Below are 19,618 nucleotides of genomic sequence, written 5' to 3'. Positions count from 1 at the left end.
TTTGCGACTAGCGACTTAGTCATAAACCGATTGGCATACAATGAAACCCGCTAATGATGAATGTTTATAGTCTAAACGTCCCAGCCCTGAAAATCAACACTTATTTCCAGAAGCACAGCGCATTTCACCCTAGTCACTCATTTGTTACACTTCATTAAACATCCTCATCCAAAGCATGGTCAGTAATTCTACTTCTTTACCAATAACAGACTACCGAATCCGGAAGTATCGCGGTACGAGTTGCCTGAAGGATCACTCCACATGAAGACACTGCTACGTTTTCCATCTCCAGCACCATCATCATTCACCTGCAGATCGAACCCGATCCATTTACTTTGCTTGGCGTTAACATTCTCCAGCGGAATAGCTGCCTCTACCACATATCCATCCTTCGTCAGACGTGTACTTGATTTGAACAGCTCTTTACGGGCATTACCACCAAACGAAGTTTCATTATCGAAATTAACTCGATACTGGGCATCATCGTCCTCATAACTGCTCGTTTGATTTTTATTCAGATCAATGAATAGCTCAATGGAATCTTGTTCATGTGCGTTAGCACTTTTTTTACTGAGCAAAGGGTCTTTGACATCAGCAAGTACGTAAAGATACTTTTCATCCCACAGCAACTTCGCCTTGGCCTTAGCACCGGCATTTCCGGCAACCTTAACATCCGTTGTGATGGTCACTGCTTTTTTCCACAACTTATCTTCCTTACCATCAACAACAGGAGTTCCATATGAAACTTTGACTTGTTTTAATGCAGGGCCTAACTTAAGCTTGCCCCGACTTTCCTTTTTCTGCGGTTGCTGATTATTGGTATCATTCCAGACAATAATGGAAGTTTTATTGTTAGGCTGTTTATCCGTAATGCGGAAATCCAGAGATAACACCTTGCTTTCCGCTAGATCAGCTGCGGAGAACGGCAATGATGCATAGACAATATATCCCGATTTATCCTCCTTCACTTGGTACAGCTTCTGATCTTTGCCTTTGCCGCCATCCCGATGAAAGACGTATTGTCCATCTTTCGGTGTCGTGTTTTTCTTGCTGGTTGCCATATCATCCGGGCTGACAAAGACCTCTACCTGGTCGCCTTTCTGACGTGTGGCGTCTTTGACTTCAATGCGCAGGTTCAGTTTTTTCCCATCCCATAATGTCTTCACTTGACCTGTAGTACCTGCTGTGCCTTCGATGACATGTGAAACCGGTTTGGCCTGAACAGCTCCCCAGAGAATATCTTCCTGCCCTTTACGGTCTGGCAAGGATACTTTGGCTTGTGCGGCTGTCCATTCATTTCGATATACAGGCAAGGATGCCGGATCAACTAACGCCCAGTATGCCGGTTTGGCTTTCAGTTTACGGTCAAACAGCAGCGGTGCATCCTTTCTGCCTTTGACAGGAAAATCATCCAGCCATGTGCCGTCATCAGCAAGTCCCCATAACGTCACGCTGTCCATAACACCACGATCATCAAACTCCTTGAACAGATCAAAGAGCGCACGGTAACGATAAGCCTGCTCCAGCATCATCTCATCGGTCACAGGTTTCTCCTGCTCCGAGTTCCCCGAATAGATCGACATATCCAGTTCCGTTACTTGAATGTGAACCCCCAAAGCAACCGCCCGGTTGAACGCTTCACGAATTTGTTTTACATCCGGTCCGTACATCGACACATGCATTTGAAAGCCGATAGCATCAATCGGTGTACCTTTAGCCAGCAGTTTCTCCACCAGTTTGACCATGTCGTTCATTTTGCTAACACTGCCTTCGATACCGTAATCATTGATCACCAGTACCGCGTCAGGATCAGCCTCGCGTGCATAACGGAAAGCCAGTTCAATGTAGTCACTGTCATCTCCGTCACCGTCTACATCGCCAATGATATCCCGCCATTTCGAATTGCTCGCCTGATCACGCAGACCTCCGCCGTCCGAGATGACTTCATTAACAACATCCCACGTATGCACTTTACCTTTGTAACGGCTCACAATCGTTTGGATATGTGTTTTCATACGCTTCAGAAGTTGCTCACGTGTAGCTGGTTTCGATGGATCATTAGGATCGGTAAAGAACCAGTCCGGTACTTGACTGTGCCATAGTAGCGTATGGCCTCTGACCTCCATATTGTTCGCTGCAGCAAAGTTAACCAGCCGATCTGCCTCAGACCAGACAAAATTGCCCTCCGTCGGCTGCATGGCATCCATTTTCATGAAGTTGCCCGCAGTAATACTTTTAAAATGTTTTTTAAGCAGATCCGAGTGCGGATCTTGTGGATCTAGAGCCGTTTGGTCAATCGCTGCGCCAAGAGCATAAGATGTCCCCAGCGTTTTGGCCAAATCCGGGATATCCTTCTCAATTGCGATCGCTTCCGTCGCTGTAATCTGAACATCATCAATGTAGAACGGAATCGTGTCTGTCTCCGTCACTTCAGAAGACTGCTTCCACGGTGTCTCGGCATACATCCGCAATCCGCTTACACCCGTGCTTTCTGCCGGAACGATGACATCTGCTTCGATCTTCTTCCATTGGCCTTTATTCAGTGTAGTGGAAGCAAAGGTTGCATATTCCAGCTTAGCTGCATCACCATTAAATTCCTTCTCCAATGAGCCGTTGATTACCTGGGTTGCAGGCCCTTCATCATACATCGCCCAGAAGGAGACATGAACTGTACTTCCCTTTTGCAAGTAAGGCAACACCTCTACCAACGGTCCATGATAAGTTTCCGTTCGGGAGGAGGTTTTCAAACTGCGGTTACTATTGTGTCCGATGCCGCTGACTACCTCCAGCTTTTCAGTACCGCGAGGTTTCCATTTTCCGATATTCCCATCTTCAAAATCAGCGTTAAACAAAGCTTTGCCCGGTTCTCCCGGCTCACCTGGATTCTCTGGAGCAGGTTTAACAAGCCGGATTTGGAACTCGTCTAACAAATAAGCAGCGGTTGCATCCGTGCTCTCCAGATACAGTTGCAGGCCACTGCCTTGTTCATAACTATATTGTCCTTGCAGCTTCACCCATTTCTGATCGGTTACTTGCTCGGCTGCGTTAACCTGATCATATTGCGCATCCCCGTTGCCATCGCGGCGTTCCACGGTAAATTTCAGATTAGCCGGTGCTGAACCTGCAACCAGTTTCACGTAACCAGATATTTCAACGACAGCATTCTTGTCTACCACATCCGACAATGACAATGAAGGTCCATTCCAGGCCTCTGTGCGACCTGTTGTTTTCAGAGAACGTGTACCTTGGTAAGCTTGATCTCCAGTCACGCCAACCGTTACTCCACCCCGGGCTGTCCAGCCTTGGGTCGTGCCATCCTCGAACGAATGAGACAACAAAATGTCACCTGCATTTGCTGCGCTTGCCTTCTGTTCTCCTGCTCCGATCCCTGGCAACAAACTAAAGATCAGAGTTGCTGCCAAGCATAACCTCAACCATTTTCCCCGCACGTCAATTCCTCCTTGTGAATTTCGTCATCCATCCTGTAACGCGGTCAAACATCGGGCATTTCACAACACACTTCTGCATGCATGGATTTCCTCTGCTGGTCTGTTAACTGGCAACATATTACGTCGCACGGATGGAGTCAGGAACTTCAATGCACGGTTCTTAACCTCCTCAAGTGAGCCGGATTACGCCCTTGGGAACCTGCTTAACTCCCTAAGTAAGCGGTTACATTATCAAATTTATGTCATCATACCTTTTACTGTAAATATGGAAATTTAGTGTCCATCCCCCTCTTTTTATACTTATGATCGCCGCCCATGCCATTCACACTTCAATATTAACGTATCATTCGGTAACAAAAAAAAGCACAGCCTATGGCTGTGCAGGTAGTTCCGGATACGTTTCATTTACAGGCGCTGTCGTCTGGCGAACAATTAAATTCGATGGTTCCGTCACGACAGGGGGTGTATACGAGGGATTCTCAATCATCGCAATCAGATATTCAATGGCTCGAATACCAATGGTGTAGATATTCTGATTCACCGTTGTTAATCCTGGCTTAAACACCTCGGCATAATACGTATTGTCGAATCCAACCACTGAGATATCCTCTGGCACACTGAAACCATGTTTTTCAATCTCATGAATCGCGCCAAAAGCAGACATATCCGAGGCACAGATGATGCCTGTAGGTTGCTCCCTAAGAGCCAGCAAACGCCGAGCTGCCTTGGCACCGCCATCAAATGAATAGTCACAGACTTCCAGATAAATCGTCGCATAAGGAATACCGCATAAACGAAGCCCTTCCTTGTACCCGTCTAAACGAAGGTTAGCAACAGCAGGTCCCAGTGTACCTGAGATGTAGGCAATCTTGCGATGCCCAAGTTCATACAGATGCTTCACTGCCATAGCAACACCATTAACATTATCTGTCGTAATGTAACCTGCACGTTTGCCAAACAGATCGGTATCTATGAACATGGTTGGAATCTCTGCCGTGACCAGTTCCTGAATGCTTTTGTTTTCCCGTCCTTCCCCGAAAACAACAACGCCATCCACATTTCGGCTACGGCAGTGCTTGATGAAAGAATATGTAGGGTCATCAAATCGAGTTGATAATCGAACAAGATCATAACCGCTATTTTCCAAGGCCGTTTTGATCCCTTCAAGTAACTCGGATACAAACGGATTCGTAAACGGAACGGTAAGCAGTACCCCCACTGTCCATGAACGGCGTTTAACCAGTCCACGAGCGACTACATTGGGTTGATATTTTAATAGTTCGATAGCTATATTCACTTTTTTACGTGTTTTTTCACTAACGTCCGGATAGTCGTTCAATACTTTGGAAACGGTTGCAACAGATACTCCCGCTTCTTTGGCCACATCATGGATAGAAGCCATCTAATCACCTCGACCTCTTTTTAAATCGCCTGTCTCCGGCTATATTATCTATAACAACAGCAGGTTTGTCTACCCATTATAGCTTATTACAACCGGAAACGGTATGGAAGGTTCCTGGTGCTTCGGGGTCCACATTACTGCTACAGTTTCCTCAAATCCGTTGCAAGCTTCTCCATTGCTGTCGCAAAAACGGCAAGCTCGGATGAACGTGAAGCCTGACTGCGCGCCCCGTTCGAAGTACGCTCAGACTCCTGCTGCACTCTTTTTAATATTTCCATGATCTGATCCAGATTGGATTGAATTTTGCTTTGCGCGTCTCTGGAGCTTGCCGCCAGCTTGCGTACTTCGCTTGCAACCACTTCGAATCCGCGTCCGAACTCTCCGGCATGTGCCGCTTCAATTGCAGCGTTCAAGCCGACAAGGTGACTTTGATCGGAAATTTCACGAATCAGCTCACCCATTTTTTCGATCTGTTGCATTCCTCCGGTTAACTCTTCAAGGAGCACATGCGCCTGATCCTGGGAAACAACCGTTTCCTTCGCTACAGCGGAGATGGATAACGCATTTTCATTTAATTCCGTAATCATACCAGTAAGTTCCTGCGTAATTTGTGTGATCGCTTGCAGTGTACCATCCTGATCCGAAGCGAGCTGGTGAAGCTGCTCTTTTTCTTTTTTTTCATAAGCTTCCAGAACAAGCTGTGAATCCAGATTGAACATTTTGCTTAGTGCATGTATGACGTAGTGCCACGAATCGGGGATAAGCTGTTTAAATATGGTGGTAGCGATATCCAGATAGGCCATGTAAGCACCGAGATAATAGTTCGTTGTCAGTCCGATACGCGAATGAACTAATCCAATGGTGATCCGCTGTTCAATATAAGCATCGTCCACAATGCCGTCTGTCATGGATAACCAATACATCCGTTGTGTTTCCTTCAATCGTTCAATATTGGAAAAGCGGGCGATCAATTCTATTAATTCAGGATACTTCCCGACATGTTTGTAGAAATGATCCACCACTTCTTCAACAACCTTTTTGAAGACAGGCCGATGATCAGCAAGTAGTTTCAAATCCTGTGCAGTTAACCCCACATAATCCAGTTGTTTTTGCCTTTCTGCCGAAATACTACTCATATCCGATCGGATCAACTCCTCCATAACTTTTTCAACCAAAATTAAAACAATTTTAATTGATTATAGACTAAACTACCTAAACACACATACACCCTAAGAACTATTTAATGTGGGATTGATTATATTAAATTGTAAATTATTGATGAATAATGATTTAATTCAATATAAAAAGGCCCTGAATCTGTTGCGAAGGAGCCTCACAACAAATCTTCAGGACCTAATTCGGAATGGTGCTACAGGTTAACGGTTAAGCAAACTTCCTACGTATCTTAGCAATTCATTTGCACTTGCAGCTGTGTATCCATGCTCTTCGATGAGACGTTTGATGACCTCATTCATGCGCTTCAATTGTGTGGCATCCGGTGTTTTCGTAGAAGTCGTAATCTTGACGATATCCTTGAGATCAGCGAACAGCTTTTTCTCAATGGCTTCCCGCAGACGATCATGACTACTGTATTCAAATTTGCGTTCCTTTCGGGAGTATGCCGAGATCCGGATCAGAATCTCTTCCCTGAACGCTTTCTTCGCATTCTCGGAGATCCCAATCTGCTCCTCAATGGAACGCATCAGCCGCTCATCCGGGTCCATCTCCTCATCTGTCAGCGGATCACGTATTTTAGACCAGTTGCAGAACGCTTCAATGTTATCCAGATAATTTTCAAACAACGTTTTGGCTGACTCTTCGAACGAATACACAAATGCTTTCTGCACTTCTTTCTTCGCAAGTTCATCATACTCTTTACGTGCCAGAGCAATAAAGTTCAAATACCGCTCGCGTTCTTCCTTGGTGATCGAAGCATGTTGATCCAGTCCATCCTTAATGGCACGCAGGATATCCAGCGCGTTAATGCACTGAAGGTTTTGCTTAATCAAAGCGCTGGATATCCGGTTAATAACGTACCGCGGATCGATACCGGACATGCCCTCGTCCAAATATTCATTTTGCATTTCTCGCAGATCGGCTTCTTTATACCCTTCAACCTCTTCGCCATCGTACATCCGCATTTTTTTCACCAGATCCATGCCTTGTTTCTTCGTTTCCTTCAATCGTGTAAGTATGGAAAAGATCGCCGCTGTACGCAGCGCATGCGGTGCAATGTGCACATGTTTCATATCACTTTGCTGAATCAGCTTGGCGTAAATTTTCTCTTCTTCCGACACCTTCAGGTTATACGGGATCGGCATCACAATCATCCGTGACTGCAAAGCCTCATTTTTCTTGTTTGAAATAAAAGACTTATACTCGGATTCGTTCGTATGTGCCACAATCATCTCATCTGCACTGATTAGGGCGAACCGGCCTGCTTTAAAATTGCCTTCCTGCGTCAGGGATAACAGGTTCCACAGAAACTTCTCGTCACATTTCAGCATCTCTTGAAACTCCATCAAACCCCGGTTAGCCTTATTCAGTTCCCCGTCAAAACGATACGCCCGCGGATCAGATTCCGATCCAAATTCGGTAATCGTGGAGAAGTCGATGCTGCCTGTAAGGTCAGCAATATCCTGAGATTTCGGGTCTGATGGACTGAATGTACCAATTCCCACCCGGTTATCTTCAGAGATGATGACCCGTTCCACCGGAACCTTGCTGATGTCCCCACCAAATTCGGTGCGAAGTCTCATCTGGCAGGAAGGGCACAGATTGCCCTCAATGCGCACACCGATCTCTTTCTCTACATCGGGCCGAAGCTCCAGCGGAATGAGATGTAGCGGTTCCTCATGCATCGGGCATCCCTCAATGGCGTAAACGGCCCCTTTTTCCGTACGTGAAAATTGCTCCAATCCCCTTTTTAGCAGGGTCACCAACGTGGATTTACCCCCACTGACCGGTCCCATTAGAAGCAAGATCCGTTTGCGTACATCCAAGCGGCGCGCAGCCGAATGAAAATACTCTTCCACCAGTTTTTCAATCGAACGATCCAGCCCGAAGATTTCCTGCTCGAAAAATTTGTAACGCTTGTGTCCCGAGGCCTCTTCTACCCCAAACGATTCAATCATCTGATACACTCGTGCGTGAGCCGTCATTGCCGGAGTCGGGTCCTCTCTCAGCAGTGCAATATAATCTTCAAATGTTCCGTTCCAAGACAAACGGTCACTCTCTGCCCGATATTCCGCAACGCGTTCAAAAATATTCATGCTTGGTACCTCCCATGGCTCCTTTAGTGTGATTGTCAACCATTCCGAATGGTATGAAGAAATCAATAGAATTGCAGCTCCTGCTTGAATACCCTTCTGCGGTCCGGCTTAGTCCCGCTTCCTTTGTTACAATGGTCTTGTATGGATGTGAAAAGTGTATTACATACCTATGCGGCAACTTGGATAAGTTGACCTCTTTTTTTCAAACCTTGACCCTGAATTTTACGTATGTGCTGTTCTATCAGACATCTTGTGGCCTCAGAAAAAAAAGCATGAATATGCTATAATGAAGGTTCTAATGATGGAAACCGGACAATGCGGCGAAGGCAGGCAGAGCACTTCGGGAGAGGAGTAAAGAGCATGGCTATACAATATGAAACGGAGCTGTATTCCCCTGTCAAAACTTTTTTTGAACAGCGCGGCTTCGATATCAAAGCAGAAGTTAAGCACTGTGACCTGGTCGGCATGAAGGCAGATCAGACGGACCCCCTTATTGTCGAGATGAAAAAAACGTTTAACCTGTCTTTGCTATTGCAAGGTTTGCAACGCCTGAAAATCAGCCCACTCGTATATCTGGCTGTGGAGCGTAACCGAAGTAAACGCGGAGCGGTCAATCAGCGCTGGAGTGAGCTAACAGCACTGTGCAGGCAGCTCGGCCTGGGGCTGTTAACCGTCACTTTTTACAAAACCAAAGCACCTCTAATTGATGTATTATGCGAACCCACGGTGATATCAGGTACTGTGCGATCCCTCCCGGTAGCTCGCAAGAGCGGGATACGTCGCCAGCGCCTGCTGAAGGAATTCGATGAACGAAGCGGAGACTATAATACAGGAGGCAGTACAGGCCGCCAGCTGATGACGGCTTATCGGGAAAAGGCTATACGTGTCGCCGCCGCGCTAAGTTCCAGTGGTGAATCTTCACCTGCGGCACTTGCCCGTCAGACAGGTGTAGGCTCAGCGGCAACCATTTTGCAGAAAAACTATTACAGCTGGTTTGAACGTGTTTCCCGTGGTAAATATATGCTCACCGTTAAAGGTGTGGAGGCATTAACGGAACATGCACTTATGATGCAAGACCAGGGACTGACGGCCGGGGAAATAGACGCATGGACTAAGCATGATCAATTGAACACATTCAATGTGAACTCGACTTCATCCGAAGATTGGGCACAGGAAGATCCTGTTCAGGTTGCCGAAATTACCGAACGTTATCTCCTGAACCCAACCAAAAACTGAACGATACGATGAACGATAAGCTCGCCAAAAACATACAAAAAACGCCCGTTATCTCCTTCCGGAGACGACGGGCGTTTTCCATATGGAATTGGATTAGAAGCTTGCTGCAACTTCTTTAGCCAATTTCAAGCCAGCTTCCACGATCTCTTGGGAACGATCAGGAGAAGCATTGTGACCTTCTACAACAACAACCTCAGGGTTTTGGATGCCCCAGAAGCCAAGTACGTTCGTTACATAACGAACGGACATTTCAGCAGATGCCATAGGCTCTACGGAATATACGCTACCACGTGCGTTAAGCAATGCTACTTTTTTGTCGCCTACAAGACCTACTGGGCCTTCAGCAGTGTATTTAAACATTTTGCCTGCTTGGCTCAGGTAAGAGATGTAGTTAACCAGTGGTGCTGGAACAGTGAAGTTCCACAGTGGGAATGCAAATACCACTTTATCAGCAGCAAGGAATTGATCTTGCAATTGCGCAGCCAGTGTTGCTGCTTTTTGCTCTTCTGGAGTTGCTTCGATACCGTTAGCTGCTTTGTAACCACCAGTGATTACAGTGTTGCCGTAGTAAGGAAGATCTGTATTGTAGAGGTCCAGCTCAGTGATGGTATCACCTGGATGGGACTCTTTGTATGCGCTCAGGAATGCATCGTACAATTGAACACTAACTGCTTGATCCGCAGGACGGTCATTAGCTTTAATAAAAAGAACGTTAGACATGTTAAAATTTCCCCCAATGATTAAAATGTATGAGTGTGTCCCCCTAACTCGCAACGGTTGTTGCATCGTATTAAAGAAGCCGATCACTCATTAATTCATATTATATATAAAAATGTTAGTGGATGCAATAAGGTAATCTAGATGATTTGTAAACTAATCTGAAATTCTTTGGATGAAATCGCTCACCTTTAGCTACGAGCGGTAAATTCTGAGATAGCTTCGTTAATCAAATTCATGCCAAGCAACAACTCATCCCGGCCGGGACGGCTGAAGTTTAACCGAATATATTGTTGATCAAGTGTTCCTGTGGAGCATAACGTTCCAGGCAGAAAAGAGACACCCTTCAATAAAGCTGCCTTAAGCAGTGCTTCACTGTTCAGTCCTTCCGGCAATCGCACCCATAGATACATTCCACCCTGAGGAATGTTATAGCTACATCCCTTCCAGCCGGGTCTCTTCAACAACTCAAGCATTAATTTAAGTCTTGTTTTATATTCCCTGTTCAGCATGGATAAGTGATCGCTCCATCGAAAAGGTGACTGGGCGAGCAATTGGTACAGTAGTCGCTGATTCATTGGACTGGATTGTCCATCCGCAATTCGTTTGACGGAGGCCATTGCCTGAATCAGTGATGGATGTCCCGCAGCCCACCCTGTGCGGAGTGCAGGTGCAACTGTTTTGCTGAAGGACCCGATGTAGAGGACATGTCCACCTTGATCTGCAGTGTCCAATGCGAAGAGTGAAGGATACTTGCGATAGAAGGTAGCTGGCTCCAAGCCGTCAAAATGCAACTCACCATAGGAATCATCCTCAACAAGCAACACCCCGTAACGCGCACACAGATCAAGAACAGCTTCTCGTCGTTCCAGGCTCCACAAAATCCCCGTGGGATTGGAAAAGCTGGGTGCAGCAAAAAGCAGCTTCGGTCTCACCTGCTGCATGTGCTGTTCCAATAAATCTGGTAAAATTCCATCCTGATCTCCCATAACAGGTACAATTGTGGCTCCTTGCATTTCGAGTACTTCAAGACAACCGGGAGAAGTCGGATGTTCAACAAGTACAGAGTCTCCCGGCTCCAGTAACAGACGCATCACGAGATCGATTGCCTGTTGGGTGCCTGTAGTCAGCAAAATCTGATTGGAGACAGTCCGGATACCCTTGCGCTTATTCCAATCATTATTCAACCATTCTCTTAATGGAGCATATCCACCTGGCTCACCATACTGCAATGCAGAAGGTCCTGAACTAAATACGGACAACGCCGCTTCCTCCAAAAGTTTAAAAGGAAACAGTTCCTCCGCTGGCAATTCTTCAGCGAGAGAAATGAAATACTCCTTGCCAGACATCTCACGTATATCCCTCAGTGGTGAAGACAAAAGCCTGTTGGTACGGGAAGCAAAGAAATATTTCATGGATAGATCCCCCTTCATCCCTATTCCGAAACTGTTCTCGCAGCCGCCCTACAACCTATTCCGACTGGGCACCAAATATAACTGAACGAATACCTGAATTATCTCATGAAGTGAGGCAATCTGACTTTGACCTCTAGGAGCAATTTTATTATGACCAGCTAGGACCAGCGGAGACAATAATTAAGACACCGTCTTGGATTGTCTTGCATGCAAGGCATAACGTTCAATGGCCTGTGCTCTGCTGCTCACTTCCAGCTTCACATAGATTTTACGCAAGTAATTGTCTATCGAGCGCCTACTCACATTGATCTCACTCGCTATTTTATCATAGGTTACCCCTTGAACAATTCTTTCCATAATAAAAGTTTCTGTCTCGGTTAGTTCAATTATACCTTCTTCAGACTGTGAATCGGCAGGTTGCCCCCAATCCTCACTGTTTAACCAAGACATGGGTATTGAAACGTAGCCTTCTCTTAGTCCGGAGATTAGATGAATCAATTGGCTCGGCGAAGCCTGTTTGGATAACATGCCGCTTGCACCGAGGCTCATCAGGTAACGAAACAACTTTACGTTATCTTCATCTGTCAGAATAATAATATGTGTCTCATTCGATAGCCCTTTGATTTGAGCGATGTACTGATCTGCCTGCCCTTCTGGCAAACGATAATCCATGAGAATCAAATCAGGCTTGTGCGCACTCACCAGTTCAAGACCCTCCGTTCCGGTCGAAGTCATACCACGTACCGTCAGATCCTGTTGCTCTTCCAAGATTAATTTTGTTCCCAGCATGCTGGTGGGGTGGATATCTACGATGACCACCTGCCATACTTTTTTCATTGTGGTTCCCCCTGTTATGTATTGGACAATTGACTTCTGTTTTCCATCTATATCCTTTATGCGACAGTCCGAGTATAGATGAAGCTAAGGTCGGATTATGTCGAATAAAAGGAAAATACAGGACTCAGCGCTCAAAAACTCTGTTTTCTGACTGTATTCTACTGTAGAAAAGGCAAGATGGGCCCCATTCCATGCATGAAATGATCAAAACCTAGTATAAAATTCCTGCATTTCTATCTAAAAAAGTCGAAAAACCTGCCCAAAGTTCCTACTTATTGCATCTATAAGAAATTGTATCCTAGGACTTCCTTCCGATGCAATCTCTTTTTGATCTATTATTTAAAGAATTTCATTTTTGCGTAATCAATAGCACCATGATAGAATGAGGATTGGAATTTTTTAATCTAATATATAGAACCAGGAGTGATGTTATGAAACCATCCGACCCGTCTTCTGACATCCATCACACCCGGAGCGCCAAAGGCAAGATCAGATCATCCGTTAAATGGTTTCTGGTCATGTGGATCGTTCTCATTGCACTAGGAGTCACTGGAACCTACTATTATAGTAATCACCTCCAGCAACAGATGATCAACCAGCTTCAGGTCCATACTGAGCATCAGATTGACGCATTGAAAAGCGATTATGAAAAGCAACTAACAACGATCTCTTCAGAAGTTGCAGCATTGCAAGGACAGGTTCAGTCCTTCAATGAACTGCTTACGTTCACCAAGGACAATGCAAGCAACAAAACAGACAACAGCAACAAATTGTATACGCAATTGAGCGAAGTGAAGAAACAACTGGAAGCTCTCCAGAAAAAGATGGACTTGCTCAAATGATTACACCCGTGAAACAGGTTAATCGTGTTTTTATGCTTTCACTCGCTCCTTTTATAGGATTGATCATATGTTTGTTGCTATTTCGTCCTGAATTAGAAGTAGGAGCTATCATGCCTACAAGCTTGCCAGAAGATCAGGTAACCTCTCAGACCCAAACAATCAGTAAGGAACTTGCGGGAGCAAAAGAGGCTGCTGTTCAAACTTCTTCTTCTATTAAAAGAACGACCCTGCTTTACAATAAAACGACCAGTACGATGTCTACCATTGTACAAAAGGCTAAAGTTCAAGCCGCCCGTCCGGAAACAATTTACAATAAGCGCATTACGTCCAAACTGGGCGTTCCTTTTGATCGTGTAGACAGCGATCGGATCACCATTGAACTCTATCGGGTAAACCCAGGCAGCTACAAGGGATATGCCATGAAGATCAAGCTGAAAGATCACAATGCGATGAAGATGGCCTTGAATAGTGAGCTAGGGCGATCAGAAACGACAATGCAGGCCGTGAAACGGAGCGGAGCGATTGCCGGGATTAATGCTGGCGGATTTGCTGACAGCGGCGGCAAGCGTTACCCCCTCAGCACTACCGTCATGGATGGGAAGTATATCAACGGTTTTCAGGCTAGCTTCAAAGACCTGTTCTTTGTCGGGCTAAACGATGATGGTAAACTGGTAGGAGGGAAGTTTTTCGATAAAAGCTCCCTGGATCGCCTACACCCGCAATTTGGAGCGACATTTGTACCTATCCTTATGAAAAATGGACAGAAAACGATTATTCCGGACAAATGGAAGGTGTCACCGAAGCGTGCTCCACGAACCGTCATTGGTAACTACAAAGATGATCAATTACTGATTATGGTTGTCGATGGTTATAACGAGAGCGGAAGTTCAGGTGCTACCCTCGAAGAGATGCAAGGTCGACTTCTTAAACTTGGCGTGGTGGACGCTTATAATCTCGATGGCGGTGGCTCCTCATCGCTAATTCTGAATAATCGAGTCATCAATAACCCTTCGGATGGCAATCTGAGACCTGTTCCTACCCACTTTTTATTTTACAAATGATGGGACAAGGCATTCCTTTTCTAACGAATATGGTTATAATAGAAGTAAATGAGCTTGTGCAGGAGGTGCGAAGTGTATGTCGTTTTCGCTGACATTCTGGATTATTGCAGTTGTATTAACACTATTCATCACAGGTATCCTCACTTCATCCTACAACCAAGACAAAACAAAAGGCCTGTAACTGTAGGGCCAAGTCTCTCTTCGGAGAGGCTTTTTTCATGTTTCTGCATACAGCAAAAGACAAGTTTTAAAAGGATGTTCTCTCCCTCCAAAGCTTGTCTCTTGCTATAACAATTGAATTCACCTAACAAACTCTCGGCGGTGACACGAAAAACTTGTTTAGTAACTGACTGCACGTTCGTTTGCATTCGGCATGTTCAACCTGACTTGAGCCGAATTCGGTCCGGTTACGGACTCCCCTTCCACCAACGTGACATATATGCGCTCGTGATCCACAGGTTCTCCAGCTATAATTTTAATTAACTGTTCAGCTGCAAGCGCCCCCCACTTTCGTTTCGAATAATCGATGCTTGCCAGTTTGGGCTGCACATAGTTGGTAAGCTCAATATGATCGAAGCCAATGACATCAATCTGATTGCCAATCTCGAGTTCACTACCCGCAAGACGATCACATAAACCTATAGCCATCTCATCATTAAGACAAAAGACAGCAGCCGGTCCGTTATACGTCCGTATAATGTGGTCTGCAGCTCGTTCCCCACCGCTTTTCTCGAAATCTCCCACGATTTCAATCCATTCCACATCCGCCTGACGCTCTGTAACCTGTCTTACAGCCTTCAACCTTTGTACAGAGTCAAACGAACCTTCAGGACCTGTAACCACGTAGATCTTTTTGTGCCCGTGTTCAATCAAATATTCCATCGCCAGTGTGGCCCCAGCCTTGTTATCGAGCAGTACCTGATTAATATTAGGATGTTTCAACTCACGGTCAAGCACTACAATTTTATGTCCTCGATCCGCATACTGCATAAGTTCCTCACTTGAGAACGTATGATCGAGAATAATGGCCCCGTCAATCATTCGCTCCGGCAACATCCGATGAGACTGTTTACCGCTACATACAATAAGATCATATCCCTGGGCATTACATATCGCCTTCATACCCGTTAACAAGTCTCCGTATACATCACCGCTGAAATCCGTGAGAAAAACACCTAGAATCCGTGACTCTCTCTTTTTCAAGGTTCTGGCAGCCGCGTTGGGAACATAGTTCAGCTCTTTGGCGATGACCAAAATTTTAGAACGGGTCTCATCGGTGACTTTATTGCTTCCATTCAGCGCGTACGATACGGTCGAGATGGAAACTCCCGCCTTTTTGGCGATATCCTTGATACTGACCATATTCTTCGCTCCTCTGTTATGTTGATCAGGCCTTTCCTAATGAAAGACCTGAACTTAAAATAAGAAGTAACAGACATCTCGTTACAGCATAAAACGATTCAGACAAGTCTGAATGTTTGGCTCTGTGTATCTCTGCTATTTGATCCAACCATCACACGAAACTCTCCACGATCACTGCGATAGCTGAGATCAGCATGATGATAACGCAATTGTTCTTTATTTAATGTAAACTTAGCCGTACCCGCTTCCCCCGGTGCAAGGGAAAGCTTCACATAATCTTTCAACTCACGCATCGGACGAACCACTTCGCCGCTTACATCCCGAACGTATAGTTGCACAGTCTCTACACCAGCATGATCCCCTGTATTGGTTACACGCACCTGAACCGTCAGAGAATCATTTGCAGTCATCTCCTGTCCCGACACTTCAACCTCTCCATAAGCAAATGTCGTATAGGAAAGACCGTATCCAAACGGGAACAACGGTTCATTCGGACTGTCAATATATTGGGAAACATAACGATTCTCGGTATTATCCGGGTTGATTGGGCGCCCTGTATTGAAATGGTTGTAATATACCGGGACTTGTCCAACCGATTGCGGGAAGGACATCGTAAGTCGAGCGGACGGATTCACTGCTCCTGTGAGAATATCCGCAATCGCTGCTCCTCCTTCACTCCCTGGGAACCAAGCTTCGAGTACAGCATCTGATTCGCTAATAAACCCGTTCAGATCAAGTGGACGTCCATTGAAAATGACACTGGCAATTGGTTTGCCTGCCGTTTTGAGCGCCTGTACCAATTGTAACTGCGCTGCCGGCAAACGAATATCTGTCCGCGAGCCGCCTTCTCCACTCATCTCGGAATCTTCACCCAGTGCAAGCACGATGATATCAGACTGACTTGCTGTTTCCAGCGCTGCGGCAATCTGCTCATCCGTGATAGTATGCACACCGCTGCCTTGAGCCACAAGAACCTTACCTTGTGGGAGGCGCTCCTGTAACGCTGTTCCCAGCTTCACCGCATCCGCTTTGACACCTTCACAAGACCACCAGCCGAGGATGTCTTCGCTTTGAGCGAAAGGTCCAATTAATGCAACTCTCGCATCAGGTTGTAGCGGAAGGGTCTGTCCGTCATTTTTGAGCAGCACCGCAGACTTCGCAGCAAGTTCTCGTGATACCTCACGATGTTCCTTGGAGAAAACGATCTCGCGCTCACGCTCCGGATCAGCAGCTCGGAACGGGTTATCGAACAGACCCAGCTTGTCTTTGAGCTGCAAAATACGCAAAACCGCTTCATCAACAAGGTGCTCTTGCACTTCACCCTTTTGAACCAGTTCAGGCAAATGGTTGACGTAACATGGCGTCATCATCTCCATATCTACACCCGCACGAATCGCACGGTATGCCGCCTCCCGGTCATCCTCGGCCGCACCATGGGCAATCATCTCACGAATGGAAGCCCAGTCCGAGATTAGCACGCCATCAAAGCCCCATTCTTCGCGCAAAATATTACGCATTAACTTCTCATTCCCGCTGGCTGGAATACCATCAACGGTATTGAATGAAGTCATGACCATCTCCACACCAGCATCCAGTGCCGCCTTATATGCTGGCAGATAATATTCACGGAGCTGACGCTCTGACATATCTACCGTATTGTAATCACGCCCACCCTCCGCTGCACCATACGCAGCAAAGTGTTTTACACAGGCTGCAAGACGATCCAGCTCATCCGTCAGGTTATCACCCTGATAACCACGTACAAAAGCAGCAGCAAATAAACTATTTAGATACGGGTCTTCACCCGTTGTTTCCATCACACGCCCCCAGCGCGGATCACGAACCAGATCGACCATCGGTGCAAAAGTGACATGCAAACCGGATACTGCGGATTCACGCGCCGCAATCTCGGCACTCTTCTCCGCAAGTTCCAGATCCCATGAGCAGCCAATGGCCAGCGGGATCGGGAAGATCGTTTTATAACCATGCACCACGTCTGCCATGAATAATAGCGGGATGCCGAGACGGCTTTTTTCCATATAAGCCCGTTGTACATCCATTATCGCTTGTGCACCGGATAAGCCAAGAATGGAGCCGCTCGCTCTAACGGATTGCTCTGTAATGCCCATCTCTTCCATCGGCCCTGTAATCTGTCCCTGCGTATCTGTTCCTTCATAGAAGTTGGCAGTCAGCTGTAACAGCTGTGCCACTTTCTCCTCCAACGTCATCTGATTCACTAAATCCATCAACTGCTGATTATTCACGTAACCATCCTCCACTACCTTTTAATTGAAAGAAAGAACCCGGCTGCGTTCGGGGAGAGACCGCGCACCGGGTTCAATCGGACGGAGAGACAGAACGCTCCTGTTATCTCCTTGTTGTTGTTCATTTCATTACGTTTATTTGAACTTTTCGTTCAATTCGTCCAGATAAGGCTGAACCAGAGACATTTTGCTATTAACCCACTCTTTCCAGTTAGCTTCCAAGTCTCCGCCTTTGAGGATCAAGTTCGCATATTCGTTTTGATAATCGAAAGATGCTTGGCTCTTCGCTTTGGAGTCGTACAGGTTAACATCCCAATCGTAAGGTGCAAGTGATTTACTTTCAGTACCAAGCTTTGCTTTCTCCTGGAACAATTCTACTGCTCTATCACGATAATCTTTTTTGATTGCAGGGTTTACTACACTGAAGTCATCGCCAAGAAGATAAAGTCCTTCAAAACGTGCAGGGTATTTGTCTTCCAAGACAGTTCCCTCTGGCAACAAGCTTACCAATTCTTTGTTCTCATCGTATTTCCAATCTTTGTTTTCAAAGCCCATGTTGATCAGCAATTGTCCTTCTTTGGTTGCGGAGTAATCGATCAAGTCCATGATACGTTCAAATTTCTCATCACTGATGTTCGGGTTAAAAATCAGAGCAGACCAGAAATTCGCTTGCTCCATGTTGCGGTATTTACCATCATCACCAAGAACGATCGCTGTGTGAACGAGATCATCACTGTTGACGCCAAGATTTTTTCTCATATCAGAATCCAGACCTTGTCTGTAAGAAGCAAGTCCACCAAGACTGGTTACTGCCGCAGTACCTTTTACTTTGAAGTTGTTTTGTCCTTCATTGTTTTTCCAAGTGTAGAACTCTGGATTAAGCAGTCCATCCTTGTACGCTTTTTGCATCAATTTCAGACCCGTCAGCGTTTCTGGATCTGCAGGACCCCAATGGAACTGACCATCTTCACCTTTATAAAATGGAACATCTGTCATCGCATGCACACTGTTAGGCATGATGATGTTAGTCATTGCATCAGCAGCATTGTAAGACAATGGCACCAGTTTATTACCCACCTTACCTGGGTCCTTTTCTTTTACCAGTTCAGCAAACTGATTCAATTCGGAAGTTGTATACGCATCTTTCAGTTCAAACCCAACCGCCTTTGCCCAGTCTTTACGAAGAGCAATAACACCAATTTGGTTCGTCAGCGGGTCAGCCGGTTTGTTTTCGAAATAGATAGGTCTAGGAAGCACATACGTGCCGCCTGTCAGTTCTTCCAGCTTGTCACCCAGTCCTGTCAGCTTGTAAGCCGCAGCAACATTAGGCCATCTTTCTTTCCAATCATCCGGGAACTTATAGAACAAGCCTTGATCGATGTTGTTGATGGCATCGCCGTGTACATAATTCCATACGGCTACATCGGGCAGGTCACCAGAGTTAATCCAGAGACGAAGCTTCTCCCCCCATGAATCCCAGTCAATGTAGTTGTAATCCCATTTGATGTTAAACTTGTCTTCCCAGAATTTATGGAACTCATTGTCCATATTTCCGTTTTTCACTTCGGTCAGATTCGCTACAGAAATGGTCAGGTTATCTTTGTAATTTCCTTCCGCATCCTTTTCGTTGCCACCATCTGAGCCTTTGCTACTGTTAGAACAAGCGGATACTACCAGTACCATGAGACAGAGTGTGATCGCAAATAACGATTTGACTGACAACTTTTTGCCCTTTTTCATGCTTTTACCCCCATGTTTTTA

At 45.9% G+C, this 19,618-nt stretch carries 13 protein-coding genes; 3 read left to right on the top strand and 10 right to left on the bottom strand.

Going from position 1 to position 19,618, the window contains the following annotated elements:
• Positions 1-188: 188 nt before the first annotated feature.
• The 4 genes from MHI38_RS25300 to MHI38_RS25285 form a co-directional block, all read right to left on the bottom strand.
• On the bottom strand, positions 189-3,449 hold the full coding sequence (locus tag MHI38_RS25300) for an endo-1,4-beta-xylanase (protein WP_154886821.1): 3,261 nt from the start codon (positions 3,447-3,449) through the stop codon (positions 189-191).
• A gap of 370 nt (positions 3,450-3,819) precedes the next feature.
• Positions 3,820-4,851 carry a LacI family DNA-binding transcriptional regulator gene (locus MHI38_RS25295; protein WP_154886823.1) on the bottom strand — a complete coding sequence of 344 codons (1,032 nt, stop codon included), beginning with the start codon at positions 4,849-4,851 and terminating at the stop codon, positions 3,820-3,822.
• Between the two features lie 140 nt (positions 4,852-4,991).
• Positions 4,992-5,987 (bottom strand): protoglobin domain-containing protein, encoded by a 996-nt coding sequence (locus tag MHI38_RS25290; RefSeq protein ID WP_154886825.1) that lies wholly within the window; start codon positions 5,985-5,987, stop codon positions 4,992-4,994.
• A gap of 240 nt (positions 5,988-6,227) precedes the next feature.
• Positions 6,228-8,123 (bottom strand): PrkA family serine protein kinase, encoded by a 1,896-nt coding sequence (locus MHI38_RS25285; RefSeq protein WP_154886827.1) that lies wholly within the window; start codon positions 8,121-8,123, stop codon positions 6,228-6,230.
• 360 nt (positions 8,124-8,483) lie between these two features.
• Between MHI38_RS25285 and MHI38_RS25280 the strand changes: the two genes are divergently transcribed.
• Positions 8,484-9,359 (top strand): DUF2161 domain-containing phosphodiesterase, encoded by an 876-nt coding sequence (locus MHI38_RS25280; protein WP_154886830.1) that lies wholly within the window; start codon positions 8,484-8,486, stop codon positions 9,357-9,359.
• A gap of 93 nt (positions 9,360-9,452) precedes the next feature.
• Here the strand turns inward: MHI38_RS25280 and MHI38_RS25275 are convergent, their stop codons facing one another.
• From MHI38_RS25275 to MHI38_RS25265, 3 genes are all read right to left on the bottom strand, one after another.
• Positions 9,453-10,145, bottom strand: coding sequence for an FMN-dependent NADH-azoreductase (locus MHI38_RS25275; protein ID WP_373323201.1), 693 nt, complete (start codon positions 10,143-10,145; stop codon positions 9,453-9,455).
• A 122-nt stretch (positions 10,146-10,267) separates the two neighbouring features.
• On the bottom strand, positions 10,268-11,491 hold the full coding sequence (locus tag MHI38_RS25270; protein WP_090919952.1) for an aminotransferase-like domain-containing protein: 1,224 nt from the start codon (positions 11,489-11,491) through the stop codon (positions 10,268-10,270).
• A 180-nt stretch (positions 11,492-11,671) separates the two neighbouring features.
• Positions 11,672-12,328 carry a response regulator transcription factor gene (locus MHI38_RS25265; RefSeq protein WP_090919949.1) on the bottom strand — a complete coding sequence of 219 codons (657 nt, stop codon included), beginning with the start codon at positions 12,326-12,328 and terminating at the stop codon, positions 11,672-11,674.
• Positions 12,329-12,759: 431 nt separating this feature from the next.
• Between MHI38_RS25265 and MHI38_RS25260 the strand changes: the two genes are divergently transcribed.
• A complete protein-coding gene (locus MHI38_RS25260; protein WP_154886832.1) occupies positions 12,760-13,170 on the top strand; it encodes a hypothetical protein in 411 nt (136 codons plus the stop codon).
• Positions 13,167-14,231: a phosphodiester glycosidase family protein gene (locus MHI38_RS25255; protein WP_154886834.1), complete on the top strand. Its 1,065-nt coding sequence runs from the start codon at positions 13,167-13,169 to the stop codon at positions 14,229-14,231. The genes MHI38_RS25260 and MHI38_RS25255 overlap by 4 nt, the downstream gene beginning before the upstream one ends.
• 339 nt (positions 14,232-14,570) lie before the next feature.
• Here MHI38_RS25255 and MHI38_RS25250 read toward each other — a convergent pair whose 3' ends face one another.
• The 3 genes from MHI38_RS25250 to MHI38_RS25240 form a co-directional block, all read right to left on the bottom strand.
• Positions 14,571-15,593 carry a LacI family DNA-binding transcriptional regulator gene (locus MHI38_RS25250; protein ID WP_154886836.1) on the bottom strand — a complete coding sequence of 341 codons (1,023 nt, stop codon included), beginning with the start codon at positions 15,591-15,593 and terminating at the stop codon, positions 14,571-14,573.
• A 98-nt stretch (positions 15,594-15,691) separates the two neighbouring features.
• Positions 15,692-17,857: a beta-glucosidase BglX gene (gene bglX, locus MHI38_RS25245; RefSeq protein ID WP_154886838.1), complete on the bottom strand. Its 2,166-nt coding sequence runs from the start codon at positions 17,855-17,857 to the stop codon at positions 15,692-15,694.
• A 135-nt stretch (positions 17,858-17,992) separates the two neighbouring features.
• On the bottom strand, positions 17,993-19,597 hold the full coding sequence (locus tag MHI38_RS25240; RefSeq protein ID WP_154886840.1) for an extracellular solute-binding protein: 1,605 nt from the start codon (positions 19,595-19,597) through the stop codon (positions 17,993-17,995).
• Positions 19,598-19,618: the final 21 nt, after the last annotated feature.

Origin of the sequence: Paenibacillus sp. FSL K6-1558 (assembly GCF_038002565.1) — a bacterium.
Lineage (GTDB): Bacteria > Bacillota > Bacilli > Paenibacillales > Paenibacillaceae > Paenibacillus > Paenibacillus polysaccharolyticus.
This window is presented reverse-complemented; position numbering and strand designations above follow the sequence as displayed.